Annotated in this window: 20 protein-coding genes; 14 read left to right on the top strand and 6 right to left on the bottom strand. The window is 70.5% G+C overall.

Annotated elements, in window-relative coordinates; genetic code table 11:
- The first annotated feature begins 30 nt into the window (after positions 1-30).
- Positions 31-426: a hypothetical protein gene (locus tag CEP50_RS04515; RefSeq protein WP_106112653.1), complete on the top strand. Its 396-nt coding sequence runs from the start codon at positions 31-33 to the stop codon at positions 424-426.
- 66 nt (positions 427-492) lie between these two features.
- Here CEP50_RS04515 and CEP50_RS04510 read toward each other — a convergent pair whose 3' ends face one another.
- Entirely contained in the window at positions 493-1,059 is a 567-nt protein-coding gene (locus tag CEP50_RS04510) for an NUDIX domain-containing protein (RefSeq protein ID WP_106112652.1), read from the bottom strand.
- Positions 1,060-1,236: 177 nt separating this feature from the next.
- On the opposite strand from CEP50_RS04510, the gene nucS reads away from it, so the two are divergent.
- Positions 1,237-1,896, top strand: a complete 660-nt coding sequence (nucS, locus tag CEP50_RS04505; protein WP_106112651.1) for an endonuclease NucS — start codon at positions 1,237-1,239, stop codon at positions 1,894-1,896.
- An 84-nt stretch (positions 1,897-1,980) separates the two neighbouring features.
- On the opposite strand, the gene CEP50_RS19775 is transcribed toward nucS, so the two are convergent.
- Together CEP50_RS19775 and CEP50_RS04500 are read right to left on the bottom strand one after the other, a co-directional pair.
- Positions 1,981-2,250 carry a hypothetical protein gene (locus tag CEP50_RS19775; protein ID WP_146134737.1) on the bottom strand — a complete coding sequence of 90 codons (270 nt, stop codon included), beginning with the start codon at positions 2,248-2,250 and terminating at the stop codon, positions 1,981-1,983.
- A complete protein-coding gene (locus CEP50_RS04500) occupies positions 2,247-2,486 on the bottom strand; it encodes a hypothetical protein (protein WP_146134736.1) in 240 nt (79 codons plus the stop codon). Before CEP50_RS04500 ends, CEP50_RS19775 begins: the two co-directional genes overlap by 4 nt.
- A 569-nt stretch (positions 2,487-3,055) precedes the next feature.
- Between CEP50_RS04500 and CEP50_RS04495 the strand changes: the two genes are divergently transcribed.
- From CEP50_RS04495 to CEP50_RS04455, 9 genes are all read left to right on the top strand, one after another.
- The gene (locus tag CEP50_RS04495; RefSeq protein WP_106112649.1) at positions 3,056-4,735 is read left to right on the top strand and encodes a sodium:solute symporter family protein; all 1,680 of its coding nucleotides are present in this window, start codon (positions 3,056-3,058) and stop codon (positions 4,733-4,735) included.
- Between the two features lie 29 nt (positions 4,736-4,764).
- A complete protein-coding gene (locus tag CEP50_RS04490; RefSeq protein ID WP_106112648.1) occupies positions 4,765-5,031 on the top strand; it encodes a hypothetical protein in 267 nt (88 codons plus the stop codon).
- A 212-nt stretch (positions 5,032-5,243) separates the two neighbouring features.
- Complete coding sequence (locus tag CEP50_RS04485; RefSeq protein ID WP_106112647.1) at positions 5,244-6,779, top strand: aldehyde dehydrogenase family protein; 1,536 nt, start codon at positions 5,244-5,246, stop codon at positions 6,777-6,779.
- A gap of 219 nt (positions 6,780-6,998) precedes the next feature.
- Positions 6,999-7,994, top strand: a complete 996-nt coding sequence (dhaK, locus tag CEP50_RS04480; protein WP_106112646.1) for a dihydroxyacetone kinase subunit DhaK — start codon at positions 6,999-7,001, stop codon at positions 7,992-7,994.
- 43 nt (positions 7,995-8,037) lie between these two features.
- Positions 8,038-8,673 (top strand): dihydroxyacetone kinase subunit DhaL, encoded by a 636-nt coding sequence (dhaL, locus tag CEP50_RS04475; protein WP_106112645.1) that lies wholly within the window; start codon positions 8,038-8,040, stop codon positions 8,671-8,673.
- Positions 8,673-9,368, top strand: coding sequence for a dihydroxyacetone kinase phosphoryl donor subunit DhaM (gene dhaM, locus CEP50_RS04470; protein ID WP_106112644.1), 696 nt, complete (start codon positions 8,673-8,675; stop codon positions 9,366-9,368). The genes dhaL and dhaM overlap by 1 nt, the downstream gene beginning before the upstream one ends.
- 87 nt (positions 9,369-9,455) lie before the next feature.
- Positions 9,456-10,442: a DUF3558 family protein gene (locus CEP50_RS04465; RefSeq protein ID WP_106112643.1), complete on the top strand. Its 987-nt coding sequence runs from the start codon at positions 9,456-9,458 to the stop codon at positions 10,440-10,442.
- Positions 10,443-10,501: 59 nt separating this feature from the next.
- Entirely contained in the window at positions 10,502-10,813 is a 312-nt protein-coding gene (locus CEP50_RS04460; protein WP_106112736.1) for a hypothetical protein, read from the top strand.
- A 63-nt stretch (positions 10,814-10,876) separates the two neighbouring features.
- On the top strand, positions 10,877-11,626 hold the full coding sequence (locus CEP50_RS04455) for an alpha/beta hydrolase (protein WP_106112642.1): 750 nt from the start codon (positions 10,877-10,879) through the stop codon (positions 11,624-11,626).
- Positions 11,627-11,634: 8 nt separating this feature from the next.
- On the opposite strand, the gene CEP50_RS04450 is transcribed toward CEP50_RS04455, so the two are convergent.
- Positions 11,635-12,153, bottom strand: coding sequence for a GNAT family N-acetyltransferase (locus CEP50_RS04450; protein ID WP_106112641.1), 519 nt, complete (start codon positions 12,151-12,153; stop codon positions 11,635-11,637).
- 92 nt (positions 12,154-12,245) lie between these two features.
- Here CEP50_RS04450 and CEP50_RS04445 point away from each other — a divergent pair, with 92 nt between their 5' ends.
- Positions 12,246-13,064: an alpha/beta fold hydrolase gene (locus CEP50_RS04445; protein ID WP_106112640.1), complete on the top strand. Its 819-nt coding sequence runs from the start codon at positions 12,246-12,248 to the stop codon at positions 13,062-13,064.
- A 28-nt stretch (positions 13,065-13,092) separates the two neighbouring features.
- Here the strand turns inward: CEP50_RS04445 and CEP50_RS04440 are convergent, their stop codons facing one another.
- Positions 13,093-14,583 carry a M protein gene (locus CEP50_RS04440; protein ID WP_106112639.1) on the bottom strand — a complete coding sequence of 497 codons (1,491 nt, stop codon included), beginning with the start codon at positions 14,581-14,583 and terminating at the stop codon, positions 13,093-13,095.
- 165 nt (positions 14,584-14,748) lie between these two features.
- On the opposite strand from CEP50_RS04440, the gene CEP50_RS04435 reads away from it, so the two are divergent.
- Positions 14,749-15,135: an SPW repeat domain-containing protein gene (locus CEP50_RS04435; RefSeq protein WP_181188208.1), complete on the top strand. Its 387-nt coding sequence runs from the start codon at positions 14,749-14,751 to the stop codon at positions 15,133-15,135.
- 77 nt (positions 15,136-15,212) lie between these two features.
- Here the strand turns inward: CEP50_RS04435 and mce are convergent, their stop codons facing one another.
- The gene (gene mce / locus CEP50_RS04430; RefSeq protein ID WP_106112637.1) at positions 15,213-15,653 is read right to left on the bottom strand and encodes a methylmalonyl-CoA epimerase; all 441 of its coding nucleotides are present in this window, start codon (positions 15,651-15,653) and stop codon (positions 15,213-15,215) included.
- A 219-nt stretch (positions 15,654-15,872) separates the two neighbouring features.
- Between mce and CEP50_RS04425 the strand changes: the two genes are divergently transcribed.
- Complete coding sequence (locus CEP50_RS04425; protein ID WP_106112636.1) at positions 15,873-17,060, top strand: acetyl-CoA C-acetyltransferase; 1,188 nt, start codon at positions 15,873-15,875, stop codon at positions 17,058-17,060.
- Positions 17,061-17,117 lie beyond the last annotated feature (57 nt).

The raw sequence follows: 17,117 nt of genomic DNA, 5'->3' as shown, positions 1-17,117 counted from the left end.
TCGGTCGACACGAGGCCAAGGAGAGGACGGATGAGTACGAACCTTTCGGGTGGGGGAAGGCACGTCGCCGCCGAGCTGCTCCGCGGGCTGACGGCGGCGGGCCTGCTCCTGTCCGCTGTGGTGCACCTCGACCTGTGGGCCCAGGGCGTGAGCGGAGTGCCCGTCATCGGGCCGCTCTTCCTGCTCAACGCGGTGGCCGGTCTGGTGCTGGCGTTGGTGCTGCTCAGCTGGAAGCACTGGTTGCCCCCGCTCGGGGCCGTGGGATTCGGTGTGCTGACCCTGCTGGCGTTCGTGTTGGCGGTCACGGTCGGTCTGTTCGGCTCGCACGAGGTCGCGGCCGGGGTGCCGCAGTTACTGGCCGGGGCGGCCGAAGTGGTGACGGTGGTGGCCGCCCTGGGACTGCTCGCGACGGGAGCCCGGTCCTAGCGACGTGGTCGACGCACTCGTTTCCGGGGACGCTCGGGCACGGGGCGGGCGGGGCTCCGGCCGGGGTCACTCCGCCCGTCCGCCGCGGCGTTCGTGCACCAGCAGCAGCGCGTAGGCGGCGAGGGACTGCGCGTCGGTCATCTCGCCGCGTTCGATCATGCCCTCGACCTCGACACGGTCGAACCAGGCCGAGCGCATGTCCTGTTCTTCGGGTTCCCGTTCGGGGAGGCCGGAGGTGAGCCCGGTGGCGAGGAAAACACGTCCCCGTTGGCTGGACACTCCCGCGGCCACGTCGAGCACGCCCAGCTCGGTCATCCGCGCGGCACGCAGCCCGGTCTCCTCCCGGAGCTCCCGCCCGGCCAGCGCCAGCGGGTCCGCCGTCTCCCCGTCCGGAGCGGTGCCCTGGGGGAACTCCCAGCGTCGCATACCCAGCGGATACCGGTACTGCTCCACGAGTCGGACCCGTTGGTTCCGCGGGGAACCGTCGGCCCCCTCCACGGGGATGATCAGCGCGTAGTCCGGTTTGTCCACCACTCCGTAGACTCCGTCCGACCCGTCGGCTCGGCGGATCGCGTCCTCCCGGACCCTCATCCACGGGTTCCGGTAGACCTCTCTGCTGTCGATCGTTTCCATGGTGGTTCGGTTTTCTTTCGGACGGGGTGGTGGGCGGCCTGCCGGAACGGCAGGGTATACCCGTGGGGGCGGTTCCGGTGCGCGCGGCCGGGGCGGCCGGTGGCTCCAGGGGCGGGGTGCGACACTTCCGGCAGGCGGTTGTCGATATCGGTGGGACGTGCGTTTACGCTCTGTCGGGTGCGTCTCGTAATCGCTACCTGCAAGGTCGACTACATCGGCAGGCTGAACGCCCATCTGCCGCTGGCCACCAGGCTTTTGTTGATCAAGGCCGACGGTTCGGTCTCGGTGCACTCCGACGACAGGGCGTACAAGCCGTTGAACTGGATGAGCCCGCCCTGCTGGTTGATAGAGGACCCCGACGTGTGGACGGTGCAGAACAAGTCGGGGGAGAAGCTGATCATTTCCCTCAAGGAGATCGTGCACGACTCCCACTACGAGTTGGGCCCGGAGCCCGGGCTGGTCAAGGACGGCGTGGAGTCGCATCTGCAACAGCTGCTGGCCGAACACGTCACCACTCTGGGTGAAGGGTGGACACTGGTGCGCCGTGAGTATCCGACTCCGATCGGGCCGGTGGACCTGATGTGTCGGGACGCCGACGGAGCGAACGTCGCGGTCGAGATCAAACGTCGCGGCGAGATCGACGGCGTCGAGCAGCTGACCCGCTATCTCGACCTGCTCAACCGGGACCCGCTGTTGGCTCCGGTGAGCGGGGTGTTCGCTGCCCAGCAGATCAAACAACAGGCACGTACCCTGGCCGAGGACCGCGGGATCCGGTGCGTGACCCTGGACTACGAGCAGCTGCGCGGTATCGATCCGGACGAGTACCGGCTGTTCTGAACCGCTTTTCGACCCGGTGACGCAACCTCCGGGGCGGGTCTCCCGACCGGCCCCCGAGTTCCCGGAGTCCTCGGGGGACGTGGTTCAGCGACTGCCGCGTCCTCGGGGGCGAGGACCGGGGCAGCGGTTCTCCGCGCGGCAGTGGGAGTCCCTGCTTCTGCGCAGCCCTTCCAACACGCGGGTGAGCAGGGTCAGGTCGGGGCTTGGCCAGGTGGCCGCCGTCGCGGCGAGGCCCGTGCCGCTGTCACTGCCGAGGGGCCTGCCGAGTTCGCCACTGAAGGCGAGCAGGTAGTTGCCCGACCTGGGGGACGGCCTGCGCGATGGAGCCGTGCGGGGAAGCGGTGGAGCGGTCACGCGTGCACTCCCTCCCTGATGCGGTCGCGTTCACCCTCGGTGCGGGTGGAGTCCTCCTGTGATTGCCGTGTCCCGCCGGGTTCGTGCGGAGCCCGCGCCAGTTCGGTCGGGGCCGTGGCCGGCTCGCGACGTTCGGATGTGGACAGTCGGCCGGATCCGGGTTCGTGGGCGGCCACCTCCAGCGTCCACGGGCAGAGGATCAGCAGTACGGCCAGTCGGGAACTCCGTCCGTTCACGGGCTTGTCTCCTGCCTTCGAACCGTGGTCACCGGTGGGACGTGCCGCAGTGCGTTCCGAACGGTCGTGTGCGGCGGTCCCCGGTCGGTCAGCCACGGGACACGTTTCCGCGGTTCGGGTTCGCGAGTCTGCGTGCCAGCAGCCACGGCCCCACGAACAGGCTCGCCGCGAGCAGTGCCAGTATTTCCGCCACGTCCATGTCATCACCTCCCGTGTTCGTTCGAATGCTATGCGTGTTGATCGGCCCGGCGATAGAAGTGAGCGAATCGCTGCACCTTTCGGGTGAAGAGATCGCACCGAAAGAGGCTCGTTCGGCGGTTGTGGCGGAGGCCTCCGCTACTGGCCGTGTCGTGCCGCGGAGAGGCGAGGCGGAGGACGCGGCGGCAGGTGGTCCGTCCCGGGAACGAGGAAGTCGTGCCGGGGCGGCGAGCACGCTTAATCGCTCCCACCCGCGAGTTCAACGAAGTGATATCGGCCCTGTGTGACTCGTCCCACTGTGCGGTATTGTTCGCTTGCTTTTGCAGCTGGTGATTACCGTTTGGGATTGTTGACTTGGAGGTGGGGCCGACGTGCACGCGTTAGCCCAGGAGCAGCTGCGACTGGACGCAGGGCCGGTCGACTACCTGCTGCTCGCGCTCTACTTCGTGTTCGTGCTCGGCATCGGCTACCTGGCGCGCCGCTCTGTCTCGACCAGCCTGGACTTCTTCCTGTCGGGACGTTCGCTGCCCGCCTGGGTGACCGGCCTGGCGTTCATCGCCGCCAACCTGGGGGCGATCGAGATCATCGGGATGTCCGCCAACGGAGCCCAGTACGGGATGCCGACCATGCACTACTTCTGGATCGGCGCCATTCCGGCGATGCTGTTCCTCGGCGTGGTGATGATGCCGTTCTACTACGGCTCCAAGGTGCGCAGCGTCCCCGAGTTCATGCTGCGTCGGTTCGGCAAACCGGCGCACCTGGTCAACGCCCTCAGTTTCGCGGCCGCGCAGCTGCTGATCGCCGGAGTCAACCTCTTCCTGCTGGCCAGCATCGTCAACGTGCTGCTCGGCTGGCCACTGTGGGTCTCGGTCATCGTCGCCGCGGCGATCGTGCTCAGCTACACGGGACTCGGCGGGCTCTCGGCGGCCATCTACAACGAGGTGTTGCAGTTCTTCGTCATCGTGGCCGCCCTGCTGCCGCTGACCGTGGTGGGACTGGCCAAGGTCGGCGGCTGGAGCGGTCTGGTGGACAAGGTCACCACCCAGTCCGGGGCCAACGAGCTCTCGGCCTGGCCCGGCAACGAACTCACCGGTTTCGGCAGCAACTTCCTGTCCGTGCTGGGCATCGTGTTCGGTCTCGGCTTCGTGCTCGCCTTCGGCTACTGGACCACCAACTTCGTGGAGGTCCAACGCGCCATGGCCTCCAAGAGCATGTCGGCGGCCCAACGGACACCGATCATCGGTGCCTTCCCGAAGATGCTGATTCCGTTCCTGGTCATCATCCCCGGCATGATCGCCGCCGTCTCGGTGCAGGAGATGACGGTGTTCAAGCAGCGGGGCACGGGCGATGTGGACTACAACGACGCCCTGCTGCTGTTGATGCGCGACCTGCTGCCGAACGGGATGCTGGGGATCGCCCTCGCCGGTCTGCTGGCCTCCTTCATGGCCGGGATGGCGGCCAACCTGAGCTCGTTCAACACCGTGTTCACCTACGACATCTGGCAGTCCTATGTGGTCCCCGGACGTTCGGACGGCTACTACCTGCGGATGGGGCGGTGGGTGACCCTCGGGGCGACGGCCGCCGCCGTGGGCACGGCCTTCATCGCCTCGGGGTACTCGAACCTGATGGACTACCTGCAACAGTTGTTCTCACTGTTCAACGCCCCGCTGTTCGCGACCTTCATCCTGGGCATGTTCTGGAGGCGCATGACCCCCACGGCGGGATGGCTCGGCCTCGTGACCGGCACGGGCGCCTCGTTGACCGTGTTCCTGCTCGCCGAGAACGGCGTGCTCGAACTGCCCGGCCAGGGAGCAAGCTTCCTCGGAGCCGGTGCGGCGTTCGTGGTCGACATCGCGGTCAGCGTCGCCGTCAGCACGGTCACCCGTCCCAAGCCGGCCGCCGAGCTGGTCGGGCTGGTCTACGGGCTGACCCCGAAGGAGGACCGCACCGCCTCCACCACCGGTGAGGACGCGGGCTGGTACCGCAGGCCCGGCGTGCTCGCGGGAATCGTGCTGGTGATGGTCGTGCTCCTCAACATCGTGTTCGGATGACCCGTGTTCACCGCATCCTGGAGGCAGTCATGAGCCAAGACAAGGACACCGGGGGGCGCCGTGCGGCGGCGTTCGACGTCCGCCTGGTCATCGCGGCCCTGTTCGTGCTCTACGGCGTGGTCTGCACGCTGATGGGGCTGTTCGGGACCAGCGCGGAGGAGATCGACCGCGCGGCCGGGATCAACATCAACCTGTGGAGCGGTGTGGGCATGCTCGTGTTCTCCGCGGCGTTCGCGGCCTGGGCCAGGCTCCGTCCGATCGTGGTGCCCACCGAGACCGGGACACCGGAACCCTGAGCCCGGCGGGGAGTACCGTCTGCCACCGGAGCGGGGGACGATGGAGGAGGACCGGTTCCCGGCGGGGCGCAACCGTGCGACCGGTGACTCGTTGGCCTCCGTGAGACCTGTGTGTGTACCACGCGGAGGTCAGCAGTGTCGGCACGCGGAAGCGGGCGCTGGCCGCGTGCCGGTGTGATCGCGACCGGTGAACCAGCATCCGGGGAGGCAGCATGACCCAGACCGCCAGTGGCGGTGCCGAGACGTCCGTCGACGTGACGGCCACGTCGGAGGTGACGCCGACCACGGGCAGTTTCGACTCGCTCGACCCGAGAACGGGGGAGGTGGTCGGTACTCACCCGATCCACGACGAGTCCGCCGTCCGGGAGGCGGTGCGCCTGGCCCGTTCCGGACAGCAGTGGTGGGACGAGCTGGGTTTCGCGGGCAGGAAGCGACGTCTGGACGCCTGGCGCAGAGTGCTGGTCTCCCGCCTGGACGAGGGGGCGGAGCTGGTCTCGGCCGAGACCGGCAAGCCGCTCGACGACGCCCGCCTGGAACTGGTGCTGGTCGTCGACCACCTCCACTGGGCGGCGGCCAACGCCGCCAAGGTCCTCGGTCGACGCGGCGTGTCCTCCGGGGTGCTCATGGCCAACCAGGCCGCTTCGGTGGAGTACCGCCCCTTCGGCGTCGTCGGGGTCATCGGCCCCTGGAACTACCCGGCGTTCACCCCCATGGGTTCGATCGCCTACGCCCTGGCCGCCGGCAACGCGGTGGTCTTCAAACCCAGTGAGCTGACCCCCGGTGTGGGGGAGTGGCTGCGGCGGACCTTCGCCGAGGTGGTTCCGGAACACCCCCTGTTCCAGGTGGTCACCGGATTCGGGGACACGGGGGCGGCGCTGTGCCGTGCCCACGTGGACAAGGTGGCCTTCACCGGCTCCACCGAGACCGGGAAGCGGGTCATGGCGGCCTGTTCCGAGTCGTTGACCCCGGTGCTGGTGGAGTGCGGGGGCAAGGACGCGCTGATCGTCGACTCGGACGCCGACCTGCACGCCGCCGCTGAGGCGGCACTGTGGGGCGCGGTGTCCAACGCGGGACAGACCTGCATCGGTGTGGAACGGGTCTACGTCGTCGACTCGGTGGCCGACAGGTTCGTCCAGTTGGTCGCCGACCGTGCGGAACGGTTGCGTCCCGGCGGGCAGCCCACGGCCGACCTGGGGCCGATCACGATGGGTTCCCAGGTCGAGGTGATCCGCGAGCACATCGCCGACGCCGTCCGGAGGGGAGGAACCGCCGTCGTCGGCGGCACCGACTCGGTGCGTCCGCCCTTCGTCGATCCCGTGGTGCTGACCGACGTCCCCGAGGACTCCCCGGCGGTGACCGAGGAGACCTTCGGCCCCACGATCGTGATCAACAGAGTGCGCACCGCCGACGAGGGGATAGCCCGGGCCAACGCCGGCAGGTACGGGCTGGGCGGAACCGTGTTCTCCCGGGCGCGCGGGCTGGAACTCGCCCGCAGGATGCGCAGCGGGATGGTGGCGGTGAACTCGGTGATCGCCTTCGCCGCGGTCCCCGCCCTGCCGTTCGGCGGGGTGGGCGACTCCGGCTTCGGACGTATCCACGGTGCCGAGGGGCTGCGTGAGTTCGGCAGACCCCAGGCGGTGACGCGGGCCCGCTTCCGGATGCCGCTCAATCCGATGAGCTTCGGCCGTTCCCCCCGGACCGTGCGGCGTCTCGTGGCGTTGATGCGGCTGCTGCGGGGACGCCGCTGAGCGGGGTCGCGCCCCGGCTGTGCGGTGACACCCGGGTGATCTCCCCGGGGCGGACGCGCGGAGTCGGCGGGATCCGGTCTCCGGTGGACCGGCGTGCCGGTTTCGCGCGGGGTCTTCCCCTGGAATGCTTTCGGTGAGCCCCGCGCGGACCGCCGTTCCGGTGCGGGACCGGCCCCACCGAATCCGGCTGCCGTGGTCTCGCCGTCGAGGAGGTCATCCGTGAAGAAGATCATCAACGATCCGGCCGACGTCGTGGTGGACGCGTTGCGCGGGATGGCGGCCGCCCACCCCGACCTGCTCTGGGTGCGGACCGACCCGGCTTTCGTGACCCGGTCCGACTCCCCGGTGCGGGACAAGGTGGCCCTGGTCTCCGGAGGGGGGTCGGGTCACGAGCCGCTCCACGTCGGTTTCGTCGGCACCGGGATGCTGGACGCGGCCGTGCCCGGACCGGTTTTCACCTCCCCCACGCCGGATGCGGTGCAGACCGCCGTGCGGGAGGCGGACGGAGGCGCCGGAACACTGCTGGTGGTCAAGAACTACACCGGCGACGTGCTGAACTTCGAGACGGCGGCCGAGCTGGTGCAGGCCGAGGACGTCGGGGTGCGCACCGTGGTGGTGCGGGACGACGTGGCGGTGCGGGACTCGACCGACACGGCGGGACGCCGGGGGGTCGGAGGAACCGTGCTGCTGGAGAAGATCATCGGGGCCGCCGCCGAACGCGGTCGTGACCTCGCCGACTGCCACGCCACGGCCCAGCGGGTCGCGGAGAACGTGCGTTCGATGGGGGTGGCGCTGAGCGCGCCGACCGTTCCCCACCTCGGAGAACCGAGCTTCACCCTCGCCGAGGAGGAGATGGAGATCGGGATCGGTATCCACGGTGAGCCGGGTCGGGAACGGGTCGGCCTGGAGTCCGCCGACGGCATCGTCCGACGGCTGCTGGAACCCGTGCTGGAGGACCTCCCCTTCCGGGAGGGGGACCAGGTGCTGCTGTTCACCAACTCGATGGGAGCTACGCCGCTCAGCGAGCTGTACCTGGCCCACGGCATCGCGGAGCGGATGCTCGCGGACCGGGGGGTCCGGGTCACGCGCCGACTCGTCGGCCCCTACGTCACGAGCCTGGAGATGCGGGGGATGAGTCTCACCCTGCTCAAACTGGACGAGGAACTCACGCGCCTGTGGGACGATCCGGTGCGGACTCCCGCGCTGACCTGGTGACCCTTTTCCGACCGGCGGACCGATCAGATTGGTGGCACAGCCCATGGTCTGTACGACGCAGCACGTGATCGCGGCGATGCGCGCGGCCGTCCGCGCGGTCTCCGAGAACCGGGACGAGCTGGTGGAACTGGACCGGGCCATCGGCGACGGTGACCACGGCGAGAACATGGAGCGTGGCTTCCTGGCCGTGGACACCCAGCTCCGGCTCGTCAGCCCGGGGACTCCGGCGGCCGTGTTGAAGACGACGGCGACGAGTCTGATCTCCTCGGTGGGAGGCGCCGCCGGTCCGCTCTTCGGCACCGCCTTCCTGCGGGCGGCGACCGCCGCCGGTGAACGGGAGACGCTCGACGGTGCCGCCGTGGCCGCGCTGCTGCGGGCCGCGCTGGACGGCGTGACGGCGCGGGGCAGGGCCGAACGGGGGGACAAGACCATGGTCGACGCGCTCGCCGTCGCCGTGGAGGCCGCCGAGCGGACCGCGGACGAGGGGACGGGTCCCATCGGGGTGCTGCGCTCGGCGGCCACGGCCGCCGACTCCGGGGCGCGGGAGACGATCCCGCTGGTGGCGAGGAAGGGACGGGCCTCCTACCTGGGGGAGCGCAGCGCCGGTCACCTCGATCCCGGGGCGCGCAGTGTGGCCCTGTTGTTGCACGCCTTCGCCGAGACGGGAGGAGACCGGTGATGCGGGTCGGTTTGGTGGTCGTTTCCCACAGCGCCTCCCTCTCCGAGGGGGTCGTCGAGGTGGTGGGTCAGATGGCCCCGGACGTCCGGGTCAACGCGGCGGGAGGACTTCCCGGAGGAGGGACCGGCACCGACTTCGAGGCGACCTCGGCGGCACTGGCCGCCTCGGACACGGGATCCGGGGTGGTGCTGCTCTACGACCTGGGAAGCGCCCGGATGACGGCGGAGCTGGCGGTGGAGGCGCTGGCGGACCCGAACACCGCAGTGGTGGCCGAGGCCCCTCTCGTGGAGGGGGCCGTCGCCGCCGCCGTGGCGGCACAGGGCGGGCAGGGTCTGGAGGCGGTGGTTGAGGCCGCCGAACGAGCCACGGGGGCCGAGGAACCGGAGGGTGGGGAGGCGGTCTCCACCGAGGGACTGTCCCCGGAGGCCTACCGTGCCGAGAGCGAGTTGATCCTCGCCAACGAGGTGGGGCTGCACGCTCGTCCCGCCGCGTTGCTCGCGCGGACGCTGACGGGGGTGGAAGCGGCGGTGACGGTGTCCTGCGGGGAGAACAGCGCCGACGCGCGGAGCGTGCTCGGTGTCATGGGACTGGGAGCCCGCAAGGGGGACCGGATCTCGCTGCGGGCCACGGGGCCGGAGGCCGAACTCGCACTGCGTCGTATCACCGAACTGGTCGAACGGAACTTCGACGAGTGACCCCGGCGGGCGGGGCGTTCCGCTCGGCGGTCTCCGTCGAGGGTGAGTCACCGAAGTCCTGGCAGGCGGGATCTCGGAGGTAGGTTGGTGGCCGTGCGCTCGTGCCGTTCCGTCAGCCGGTTCGTGGTGCTGCTGATGGTGGTGGCCGGGTTGTCCGGATGCGTGTCCTCCCCGCAGCGGAGTCCCCGCGACGACTCCGCGGACGGAGTGTCCTCCGAGGCGGCACTCGGTGATCCGCGCACCCTCGACCCGTGCAGTCTCCTCAGGCCGCGGTCCCTGGAGGAGTTCGGGCGCGCGGAACAGGCCGAGACGGTTTCGCTGGAGTACTGCTTGGCGCACGTGCGCCCCCGACCGGGGCAACTGGTCCAGCTGTCGGTGGGCCGACCGCGCCGGGTGGAGGAACGGCGGCTGACCGAGGACAACCCCGTGTTCCGCCAGGGCGGGCTCCGGCTGGTGCGCGAGCCTCCGGTGCCCGAGCACTGCACGTGGCGGATCCTGTTCGCGGACGGGGTGGCCCTGCGGGTGGATGCGGACTCCCTGTCCGGTGAGGTGTCGGTGGGGCTGTGTTCCCTGGCCGAGGCCGGGGCGCGGCAGGCGGCCGGGATCATCGACGCGGGGGAGGTCGAGCACCGGCGGTTCCCGGAAAACTCCTTGGCCTTCGTGGACCCCTGCGCGCTGCTGTCCACGGATGTGGTGAATCGTGTCCCCGGACTGGAGGAAGCCGAGGCGGAAGGAGTCCTGTCCGGACACACGTGCCGGTGGGGCGGGCGGACGATCCGGGATCCCAGCGTGGAGCTGACCCACACGGCCGGGGCCCCGCCACGGCGGAAGGACGCCACCTCCGTGGTGGAGCGCACGGCGGGACGCCGCACCGTGGTGGACATCGTCGGTGACGACCCCCGAGTGGGGCTGTGCTCGGCGGAAACCGCCCACATCCCGTTCGGTCCCTCCCGGTCCGGGCAGGTCGAGGTCGCCATGCTGGTGGTTTTCCTGCCCCAGGCCGACGGGACGCGGGCGTGCGAGTTCGCGCGGGGGCTGGCCGAGCGCGTCTGGCCACGTCTTCCGCACGCCTGAGCACCGTTCCCACACGGGGAGCGGCCCGTGCCGACCTGGGCCCGGTTAACGTGGGCGGCGTGCCTCGTCGAAACCGCCCCAAGCGTTCAGCGAAGCCGGAGGCCTCCGCGTCCCGCCCACTCGGCTCCGGTTTCGGCTTCGCGCGTACCGAGACGGCCCCGGACGGGGAATGGATCGTCCGAACCGTTCCCGCGGCGCAGGCCAGGAAGACCTACCGCTGCCCGGGGTGCGACCACGAGATCAGACCCGGGGTCGGGCACGTGGTGATCTGGCCGGCCGACGAGTACGGCACGGTGCGGGACCGCAGGCACTGGCACACCGGCTGTTGGCACTCCCGCAAACGCAGCGGACGCGGTTTCGGCACGGTGTGACCTTTCCCGGCGCGGTTCGGGCCACGCCGCCTCGTTTCACTCTCCCGTGGGATTATCTCGGCGATGAGCACCGAGATTCGCGCGAACACCGTGCTGCCCGGACGCAGGGAGGGCATCACGCTGCACACCGCCGACGGGCTGCGGCTCGTCGGTGAACTGGCCCTGCCCGAACGCACCGAGCCCCGAGCCACCCTCGTGTGCCTGCACCCGCTGCCCACCCACGGCGGGATGATGGACTCCCACCTCTTCCGCAAGGCGGCCTGGCGACTTCCCGCCCTGGCCGACCTGGCCGTGCTCCGGTTCAACACCCGGGGGACGGCGAGCGAGGCCGGACGCAGCGAGGGCAGCTTCGACAACGGGAACTCGGAGCGCTTCGACGTGGCGGCGGCCCTGGAGTACGCCGAGTTCCACGACCTGCCCGAGGTGTGGCTGGTGGGATGGTCCTTCGGCACCGACCTGACCCTGGTGCACGGGCTCGACCCGCTGGTGCGGGGAGCGGTGCTGCTCTCCCCACCGTTGCGGTGGAGCCGGCAGGAGGACCTGCGGGCCTGGGCGGAGTCGGGCAAACCGGTGCACGCTCTCGTTCCCGAGCACGACGACTTCCTCCCGCCGGCGGAGGCCGAGCGAGGGTTCGCCCCGATCCCCCAGGCGGAGGTGACCTCCTTCCCCGACACCAAGCACCTGTGGGTGGGCAAGGCCGAACAGGCACTCGACGCCATCGTGCGGATCGTGGCCCCCGAGGTGCCCACGCCGCTTCCGCGGCACTGGGAAGGGCGTGCGGAGACCCACCAGGTCACCATCGTGGACTCCTGAGCGCGCGACTACGGCGTGTTGTCGGGCAGCAGGTAAACCACGTGCTTTGGCGGGCTCGGCTCGTGGTCAACGCGGCGTTCGAATCCGAGCCGCTCGGCCACGCGTCGTGCCGGTGCGTTGTTCGGACGGGTGCGGATCACCACCGGTGTGCCTGGAAAGCGGGTGCGTGCCAGCTCGACCGCCGCTGTCCCCAGCTCGACCGCGTATCCCCGTCCCCAGGCCTCCGGGCGGAAGCGGTAGTAGAGATTGAGTGCGGAACTCCCGGCGAGTTCGTCGCGGCGCAGCCCCCCGAAGCCGACGAGACGGGCCTCGGCGGTGGCTTCCACCGCCCAGTACCCGATGCCGTGCTCCCGCCACTGCCTGATCCATTCCTCCAGATCGGATTTCACTCGTTCCGGGGCGGGAGCTCCGTCGGGGCGGTGGAGATTCGTCCCGGGATCGGTGTGCACGGCCACCATCGCCGGCTCGTCCTCCGGACGTACCGGACGCAACGTCAACCGCTCCGTGCGTTTCTCCTTCGGGTCCACCCGAGGAACCGTATCCACCGCGGACCGGTTTCGGCAGGGCCCGAAGATCACCACGGCGGGCGGGAAGCGATCACGTCCGGCACCATGGGGACGTGCACTACGTCGAATCGGGAGCGGGCCCACCACTGGTGCTGCTGCACGCCTTTCCGGTGGACGAACGGATGTGGCGGGACGCGCGTGCCGAACTGGAGGGACGGTTCCGCGTCGTCACACCGGACCAGCGCGGCCTGGGGCGCAGCACGTTGGACGGCTCCCCGTCCGCCGGTCCGGAGAACCAGCGGCGGGCCGGTGTGGAAGAGACGGACACCCCGAGCCTGGACTCGGCCGCCGAGGACGTGCTCGCGCTGCTCGACCACCTGGAGCTGTCCCGGGTTCACCTGGGCGGGTGCTCCATGGGCGGCTATGTGGCCATGTCGGTGCTGCGCAGGGCCCCGGAGCGGGTGGCCGGGCTCGTGCTCGCCGACACCAGGCCGGACGCCGACGGGGAGGAACAGCGCCGCAACCGACTGTCGGTCGCCGAGCGTGCCGAGCGCGAAGGGGTGCGCGGCTGGCTGGCCGAGAACAGCCTGCCCGGTCTGCTCGGGCGGACGACGTGGGAACAACGCCCCGAGGTGGTGCGCACGGCCCGGACGCTGGTCGAGGAACAACCCCCGGAGGGGGTGGCCTGGGCCCAGCGGGCGATGGCCGCGCGGCCGGACGGTTCGGAGGTGTTGAGGACCTACGAGGGCCCCGCCCTGGTGCTGCGCGGGGAGGAGGACACGCTCAGTTCCGCCGAGGTGGCCCGGGACATGGCGGCGCTGATGCCGCACGCCCGCTCGGTGACCCTGCCTGAGGCCGGGCACCTGGCTCCGCTGGAGAACCCGAGCGCCTTCGCCGCCGCCGTGGGGGACTGGTTGGCCGAACTCACCTGAACGGGTGATCGTGGCGAGGAGGGCGGGGTCAGGCGTGTTCCGCCCGCTGCCCCGTGTCACTGCCGGACCGGGACTGCGCCGCGCTGTTCCCCTCGGGCACCGGGAGTTTCCTGGTGGGGGCTTCCTCCTCGGCCTCGGTCGCCGTCTGCCTGGGCAGCCTGGACAGCTCGATCCTGGTCGTCCGCTGGTCCACCGTCGTGGAGGACGTTCCGTTCGTGGCCGTGCCGTCGACGCCGGACTCCTCACCGGCTTCCGCCGACCCCGAGACCGTGCTCTCCCCGTCCGAGTCCTCCTCCTTCTCCGGAGAGGGGGCGGAGTCCTCCGCGTCCAGGTCCGCCCGGGCGGAGTGCAGCTCCCGCTGCCGTGCCTCGTCCGCGGCCTCGCGCAGCCGCTGTTCCTCGGAGTCGTCGGTCGCCAGCCGTTGCAGGATCGGAGTGGTCTGGCCCATCATCTCCGCGGCGTCCCGCAGCTTGGCCGCCACGTTGTCCCGCAGCTCGGTGAGCGTGGTGACCTGTTCGTCGGCCCGGGCCAACCGACGCTCGCACTCGGCGGTGGTGGCCGCGATCCGCTGTTCGGCGTCGGCGCGGGCACGGGAGCGGAGTCGCCTGCTCTCCAGCACGGCCGCCTCCAGCAGCCGGGTGGCCTCCTCGGTGGCCTCGGCGACCGTGTTCGCGGCCTTCTGCTCGGCCTCGGCGACCAGCCGCTGGGCCTCCTGCCTGCTCTCCCGTTCGCGCTGCTCGGCCGCCTCGGTGCTCTCCCGGGTCAGCCGTTCCGCCTCCTCGGTGGCCTCGGCGACGAGCCGGTGGGCCTCGTTGGTGCCCTCCCGCAGCCTGCGGTCGGCCTCCTCGGTGGCCTCGGCGACCCGCCGCTCGGCCTCGGCCTTGCTCTCGGCCTCCTGGTCGGCCAGCATCCGCATGGACTCGCTGCGCCGGGCGGCCATGGCGATCTCGAAGTCCTCCTCGATCTGGGCTCGCCTGGCCTCGGACTCCTCGTCGGCGCGTTTGCGGTTCTCCTCGGCCTCGGTGGTGATCCGCTCGGCCTCGGCCCTGGCGTTCTCCAGCACGGAGCGGTGCTCGGCCTCCATCTCGTTGCGCCGGGCGTCCAGCTCCGCGATCAGCTTCTCGTAGCGGGTGCGCAGGTCACTGGCCTCCTGCTCGGCCCGCTCGCGTATCGCGGCGGCGTCGCTCTCCGCCTTGCCTCGGATCTCCCCGGCCTCCTCCTGGGCCAGCCGCAGCATCCGCTGCAACCGTTCGCTGAGGCCCTCCATCGTGGTCGGGGGTTTGCCCAGACGTTCGACCTGCCCCCGCAGGTTCTCGATCTCGGAACGGGCGGATTCGAGCTGCTTGGACAGGTCGGCGGCCTGGGAGACGGCCGCGTCCCGGTCCGAGGCGATCAGACGCAGGTCCGCGTCGATGCGTTCCAGGTGCTCGTCCACCTGAGCTCTGTCGTAGCCGCCCTTCCGGACGATGTCGAAGCCCGAGCCCAGCGGTAGCAGATCACGATCGTCGGCAAGACCCATGGCACAACGCTACCTCCGAACGGCTGGTGATGTTGTCCGGTGCGTGGTTCCGGGCCCGAACACGTGCCGAAATCACAGTGCCACCGGTTCCGGGCGTTCGTTGACCGGACGCCGAGCCGGGAGGAGCATCGGAGTGGAAACAGCGGAAAACGGGGGGTGGTCGACATGGCTCGTGGTTCGGACGGATCCGGGGCGCGTCCGTGGACGCGCTGGCAGGACTGGGGAGCGCTGCTGCTCGGTGTCTACCTGATCCTCGCGACGCTGTGGACCGTGACGGGTCCCGCCGCGCTGACCGCGATGATCCTGCTCGGGGCCCTGCTGGCCGTCTCCGGAGTCTGGTCGTTGGCGATGCCCGGATCCGTGGCCAGCGAGTACGCCCACGTGGTGCTCGGCATTCTGCTGGTGCTCTCGCCGTGGATGTTCGGGTACGCGGGCTCCGGCGGGGCGGCGTGGACGAGCTGGGTGGTCGGTGTGCTCGCCGTGGTCGTGGGCGTGGCGGCCCTGCCCGAGGCGAGTTCCGCCCATCGTTCCCGCACCGCACGGCAGCACTGATCCCACCGGATCACGGTCCCGGGGCGGAGTGTGGTGACCTCACCCGAGGACGGTTCGAGGTGCGGCCGGCCCGGGGGTCACTCGGCGGGCTGGACGAGTTCGACCAGCACACCACCGGCGTCCTTCGGGTGGACGAAGTTCACCCGGCTGTTCGCCGTCCCCGGTCGGGGGGTGTCGAAGAGCAGCCGCAGTCCCTTGTCCCGCAGGCGGGAGCAGGCGGCCTCGATGTCGGTCACCCGCAGGGCCAGCTGTTGCAGGCCCGGGCCGTTGCGGTCCAGGAACCTGGCGATGGTCGAGTCCTGTCGGGCGGGGGCGAGCAGCTGGATCCGTGTGCTTCCGGTGGTGTCGTCCCCGGCGGCGAGCATCGCCTCCCGCACGCCCTGCTCCTCGTTGACCTCCTGGTGGGTGAGCACCAGGCCGAAGGTGTCGTTGTGGAAGCGCACCGCTTCGTCGAGATCGGCCACCGCGATGCCGACGTGGTCGATACCGGTCACCAGCTCGCCGAGTTCCTCCCGCATGGGCTCGCAGCCTAACGCCGTGTTCCCCCGGTGCGGAAGCGGGATCCTCGTGCTCGCGTCGGTCGGGAGGGACACGGGGACCGGACGGCTGTGTGGCGACTCACAGATCCCGGCCCCGCTGGGCACAGGTATGGTCCCGCCCCCTGGGACGGGGCCATGATGGTGCTCGTTTCCGGTTCGTCGTCGAACACGCCAGTGTGACCGCAGCGGGAGGTAGTCGTGGAAAGTTCCGTGATCGTGGCCGGGGCCCGTACGCCCATGGGACGACTGCTCGGCTCGTTGAAGGATTTTTCCGGGGCGCAGCTCGGAGGGATGGCCATCAGGGCGGCGCTGGAACGCGCCGGCGTGGAACCGGGCCTGGTGGAGTACACGATCATGGGGCAGGTTCTCACGGCCGGGGCGGGCCAGATTCCCGCGCGGCAGGCCGCCGTGGAGGCGGGCATCGGAATGGACGTGCCCGCGCTGACGGTGAACAAGGTCTGCCTGTCCGGGCTGGACGCCATCGCGCTCGCCGACCAGCAGATCCGGGCGGGGGAGTTCGACGTGGTCGTGGCCGGTGGTCAGGAGTCGATGACCCGGGCGCCGCATCTGCTGGGCAAGTCCCGTGAGGGATTCAAGTACGGCGACGTGAACATGCTCGACCACATGGCCCACGACGGGCTGTTCTGCGCCTTCGACCAGATGGCCATGGGGGCCTCCACCGAGAAGTACAACTCCTACTACGGGCTGACCCGGGCCGAACAGGACGCCTTCGCCGCCCGTTCGCACCATCGTGCCGCGGCCGCCGCGTGGCGCGGGGTGTTCGCCGAGGAGATCACCCCGGTCACCGTGCCGCGCCGCAAGGGCGAACCGCTTCTCGTCCGGGAAGACGAGGGGATCCGGGAGGACACCACGATCGAAGGGCTGGGCACGCTGCGTCCCGCCTTCGACGCCGAGGGCACGATCACGGCCGGTTCCGCCTCGCAGATCTCGGACGGGGCCGCCGCCGTGGTCGTGATGCGCAAGTCCAGGGCCCAGCAGCTGGGACTGGACTGGATCGCCGAGATCGGCAGGCACGGCGTGGTGGCGGGTCCGGACGCGAGTCTGCACGAGCAGCCCTCCAACGCGATCAAGGCCGCCTGCGCCCGGGCCGGTTCCGATCCGTCCGAGCTGGACCTCGTGGAGATCAACGAGGCCTTCGCCGCCGTCGGCATCGCCTCCACCAGGGCGCTCGGTCTGGACGAGGAGAGGGTGAACGTCAACGGAGGTGCCATCGCGCTGGGACATCCGATCGGGATGTCCGGGGCGCGGTTGGCCCTGCACCTGGCGCTGGAACTGCGGCGGCGCGGGGGCGGTGACGGTGCGGCCGCCCTGTGCGGCGGTGGCGGTCAGGGCGACGCGCTGTTGCTGCACGTCCCGCGCGGCTGAGTTTCCTCAGGCGGTGGCTCACGGGCCCCGGCCGTCCTCGGCCGGGACCCCCGGCGC

The organism is Actinopolyspora mortivallis (assembly GCF_003001495.1).
In the GTDB taxonomy this organism is placed as follows: Bacteria; Actinomycetota; Actinomycetes; order Mycobacteriales; family Pseudonocardiaceae; genus Actinopolyspora; species Actinopolyspora mortivallis_A.
This window is presented reverse-complemented; position numbering and strand designations above follow the sequence as displayed.